Here is a 4324-nt window from a genome sequence, read left to right as displayed (position 1 = left end):
GCCCGCCCCCGCCCACGCCCGCTCCGCCCCGCCTACGCCGGCGCACCCTTGTCCGGAACGCCCTCGACCCGCCCGTGGCTGATCAGCGGGCGGGCCACGTTTAGGGCACCCAGCACATTGACCCGAAAGGCGGTCTCCGCCTCTGTCTCGCACGCAATCCACCCGGTTGAACGCCGCCGTATTGATGACGATGATCCACTTCCGCCACAGCTCGGGAGTTCCAAATCTCGTGGTGGGCCGGAAACCAGAGTAAATGAGATCGCCGCAGAAGAGCACTCGCGCCTTCCGTACGAAAACGGAAAGCCCGTCCCACAGGTGCCCTGGGGTGGGGATCAGTCGATTTCGAGCTCGTCCACCATGAGTGTCGTCTCGTCCTAGAAACCTCTTCCTCCGAGGGCCCCAGGTCAGTACGGACAAACGGCTTCCGCCGGGGCAGAGTGCCTGGTTTCCACTGAACCGGCACCGTTGCAATGATTCTCCTGGGCACGCGGACCGCAACAACGTCGGGCACCCCGTGCGGCTCCTCCCAGTAGCACCCGCACTCCATCGGATTCACGCCCTTGCGAACACTCGCTTCCGGCCCTCCAGACACTCGTCGCCCTGCACCACCGGCCCCACCCTTGCGCGCCTCATCCTGATGGGGGAACCTACCAATACTCCCTTGACGCTACCCTGGTCTCAGCGGTGGTTCAGGAAGGGGTCTTACGCATGGGGAGCTCAAGAGTGTCGTCTCTCAGCCGCCTCCCACCGACCTCCCGGCCGCCGTCTTACTTGAGCCGACATTTTTCGGGCTCCAGGCGCGCCATGCCACGCCCCGTGTCAACGCCGGTCTAAAACTGATCCACTGGAGCCGGTTGGGAATTGACCCACCCCTCCCGGGCCCCATGCCCCTTGGTGCGTAGCACCAAGGGCGTCGCTAGCGCTCGGCTTTCACCCCCTCCTCCGGCATCGGCCGAGACCCGAACAGTCCGGCCCGGCGCTTCTCCCGCAGCCGGTAGCTCTCGCCCCGGATGTTGATGACGTGGCTGTGGTGCAGCAGCCGGTCCAGGATGGCCGTGGCGATGACGGTGTCGCCCAGTACCTCCCCCCATTCGGCGAACCCCTTGTTGGAGGTCAGCATGATGCTGCCCCGCTCGTAACGTGCCGAGATGAGCGTGAACAGCGCGGTCGACGCCAGCCGGTCGTACGGCCAGACGCCAAACTCGTCGATGATGAGCAGCTTCGGCGCCAGGTAGACGCGAAGCCGCCGATCCAGGCGGTGGTCTGCCATGGCCCGCCGGAGATCCTCCACCAGGTCGTGGGCGCGCACGAAGTAGACCCCGTAGCCGGCCTCAATGGCCTTCAGCCCCAGGGCCACCGAGAGATGCGTCTTCCCGGTGCCGGGCGGGCCCAGCCACAGCACGTTGGCGGCTTCTCGCAGAAAGGCGAGCTGGGCCAACTCCCGCACCTGCCGCTCGTCGACGGAGGGCTGGAAGCTGAAGTCGAACTCCTCGAGCGTCTTGCGGAACGGTAGGTGGGCCAGGCGCGTGCGCGCCTTCAAATACCGCTCCCGGCGGGCCGTCGCCTCTACGGCCAGGAGGTCCGCCAGGAACTCGGCGTAAGGCGTCTGGCGATGGGCCGCTTGCTGGAGGCGCTGGTCCAGCATCGCCGCCGCACTGCCTAACCCCAGGCTTTCCAGGTAGGCGCGCGCCTGTTCAAGCGCGACCATGGGGCACCCCCTCTTCCACCACGCGGGCATAGACGCTCAATGGGCGGACTTCGACCTGACCGGCGGGCACCTGGCGGATCACCGCCGTTTGCCGCCGGGCGGGGGATCCCATGGGCAGGCCGGCCCACTGGTCGGGCAGGACGAAGCGCTGGCCCGGAGCTTGACCCCGGGGATGGACGGCGATGCGCTCCGAGTCGGCCCAGATCTCGACCCGGTCCTCTTTCGCCTCGACCTGCACCGCCTGCCCGGCGAACGTCCAGGGCACCCCGTAGGCGCACCGCTCCCACAGCACAAATCCGTCCCGCCCCACCTTGCGCTCTTCCCGCGTAAACCCGGCCAGCGACTCCAGCGCCGGCAGCGGCCCCAGGCTCAGGCGCTCCTGGCGAAGACGCTCCGCTGGCCGCTCGTGGGTGGTTCCGTGGATGCGCTGGTCGGCCACCTGCACGCACCACAAAAGCGCCTGCCGGTTGAGGTCCTCTTCGTCCGTGGGACGCACCCAGGGGATGAAGTTGTCCCCCACGTAGCGCAGGCCCCGCTCGATCTTCCCCTTGGTCTGGGCCCGGTACGGCTGGCACAGCTGCGGGTCAAAGCCCACCCGCAATGCAAAGTCCAAGAACCGGGCATTCCAGACGGGTTCGCCCTGGGCGTCGCGACCCAGCACCACCTGCTTTGTGTTATCGTAGAGGCAGCGGCGCGGTACGCCGCCGAAGTGGGCGAAGGCGTGGAGGTGGCACCGGATAAACAGGGGCAGGGTGGCCTGGGCGATGAACTCCAGGAACATCGCCCGAGACCAGCCCAACACCATGCAGAAGGCCCACAGGCGCTGCAGTTGCCCGTCGAGCCGGACCAGGGTGACGAGCTTGAAGTCCACCTGGGCCTGCTCGCCGGGCTCGGTTTCGAAGCGCACGGTAGCCTTCGGCACCCGAGGGGGACGCAGGGGCGCCACCAACTCCTTCAGGATGCTCCGGCCGCCGGTGTACCCCCGTTCTCGCAGCTCCCGGAGCAGCACCTCGCAGTTGGTGACACCGTCGACGCAGACGCGCTGGAGTATGTAGTCCCGGAACGGTCCTAGCTTTGAGGGGCGCTGCGGTCGGGGCCGCTGCTGGGGCAGCCCGGGCTGCCGCAGGTAGCGGCGCACTGTATTACGGGATACCCCCAGGCGGCCCGCAATCTCCCGGATCGACGTACCTTCGCGCCACATACGCCAGATCGTCTTCACCTCTCCACCCCCCAGCAAGTTCCCTGCACCTCCGACTCCGTGGCGGGATGTCGGAGACCAGGGTTCGGTGGGGGGTGGATCAATTCTTGGCCGGCTGATGTGGGTCAGTTTATCACCGGCTACAACAAAGCCGATCTTCCCGAGATGGATACCGGGGTATTTGCCTGCGCATGCGCTCCACTGACGGGGCGGTCCCATTTGTGTGTGCTGGTTAGGATGAGCGAGGCCGGCCCCCGTTCACGACGAACGTAGGTTACGTCCCGAGGGGGACGCGGAGCTACAGCGTGAAGGAGGCCGGCAGATGGATTCTATATGTCATGAAGTTCGTGGGTCTGGACGTGTCGAAGGAGGCCATCGCGGTGGCCGTGGCCGAACGGGGGGCGGCCCCGCCCCGGTACCTGGGGAGTGGGCCCAACACGCCAGAGGCCTTGCGCAAGCTGGTCCGGCGATTGGGCCAGCCGGAGGGGTTGTTGACTTGTTACGAGGCAGGGCCGATCGGCTACGGACTGTACCGGCTGTTGACCGGGCTGGGGGTGCGATGCATCGTGGTCGCTCCATCTCTCACCCCCGTCCGGCCCGGGGACCAGGTGAAGACCGACCGACGCGACGCCCTGCGCCTGGCGCAGTTGCTTCGAGCCGGCGATCTGACGCCGGTCTGGGTGCCCGGCGAGGACGACGAGGCGCTGCGGGACTGGTGCGAGCCCGGGAAGGCGCCAAGCGGGACCTGAGGCGCGCCCGCCAGGAGCTCACCCGCTTCCTGCTGCGCCACGGCGTCGCCGCGCCGAAGGGCACGACCCGGTGGTCCCGGATGTTCCTGCGCTGGCTCGATACGCTGAGCTTCCCCCACCGGGCCACCCAGGTGGCCTTCCAGGAGTACCTGCATGCGGTGCATGAGCTGCAGGCCCGGGTTGAGCGGCTCGAGGCGGAGATCCACGCGATGGCCGAAAGCCGGCATGCGCCGGTCATCCAGGCGTTGCAAGCTCGCAAAGGGGTCCGGGAGGTCACGGCGGTGACGCTGGTGGCCGAGATCGGGGAGTTCTCGCGCTTTCGAAGCCCGGCCCAGCCGACGGCGTACGCGGGTCTGGTGCCCCGAGAGCATTCGAGCGGCGTCCAGACCCGCCGGGGCGGGATCACCAAGACCGGCAACGCCCACGTCCGGTTTGTGCTGGGAGAAGCGGCCTGGGCGTATCGCCACCGCCCCGCCGTGAAGGCTCCCTTGCGGAGCCGGCAACAGGGGGTCGACCCCGAAGTCTTGCGCATCTCCCTCAAGGCGCAACAACGGCTGCATCGGAAGTACTGGCGCCTGCTCGGCCGGGGCAAGCCCTCGACGGTGGCGGCGACCGCGGTGGCCCGGGAGCTTTTGGGGTTTGCCTGGGCCGTTGCATGCCACGTCGAGG

The 4324-nt window shown here is 67.8% G+C and carries 3 protein-coding genes and 1 pseudogene; 1 reads left to right on the top strand and 3 read right to left on the bottom strand.

From position 1 onward, the window contains the following. The 3 genes from AB1609_16765 to istA all read right to left on the bottom strand — a co-directional run. Window positions 1-417: MBL fold metallo-hydrolase (locus tag AB1609_16765; protein MEW6048098.1), on the bottom strand; the 417-nt coding region annotated here is incomplete at its 3' end. A 499-nt stretch (window positions 418-916) separates the two neighbouring features. After that, the gene (gene istB, locus AB1609_16760) at window positions 917-1708 is read right to left on the bottom strand and encodes an IS21-like element helper ATPase IstB (protein ID MEW6048097.1); all 792 of its coding nucleotides are present in this window, start codon (window positions 1706-1708) and stop codon (window positions 917-919) included. After that, window positions 1695-2927 carry an IS21 family transposase gene (gene istA, locus AB1609_16755; GenBank protein ID MEW6048096.1) on the bottom strand — a complete coding sequence of 411 codons (1233 nt, stop codon included), beginning with the start codon at window positions 2925-2927 and terminating at the stop codon, window positions 1695-1697. Before istA ends, istB begins: the two co-directional genes overlap by 14 nt. A gap of 305 nt (window positions 2928-3232) precedes the next feature. Between istA and AB1609_16750 the strand changes: the two are divergent. Then, window positions 3233-4324, top strand: a pseudogene (locus tag AB1609_16750) (IS110 family transposase).

The organism is Bacillota bacterium (assembly GCA_040754675.1).
Classification (GTDB): Bacteria; Bacillota; Limnochordia; order Limnochordales; family Geochordaceae; genus Geochorda.
This window is presented reverse-complemented; position numbering and strand designations above follow the sequence as displayed.

What these genes read in the sequence shown, in the direction of transcription:
- istB (MEW6048097.1), bottom strand. Translation starts at nt 1,708, where the DNA reads ATGGTCGCGCTTGAACAGGCGCGCGCCTACCTGGAAAGCCTGGGGTTA.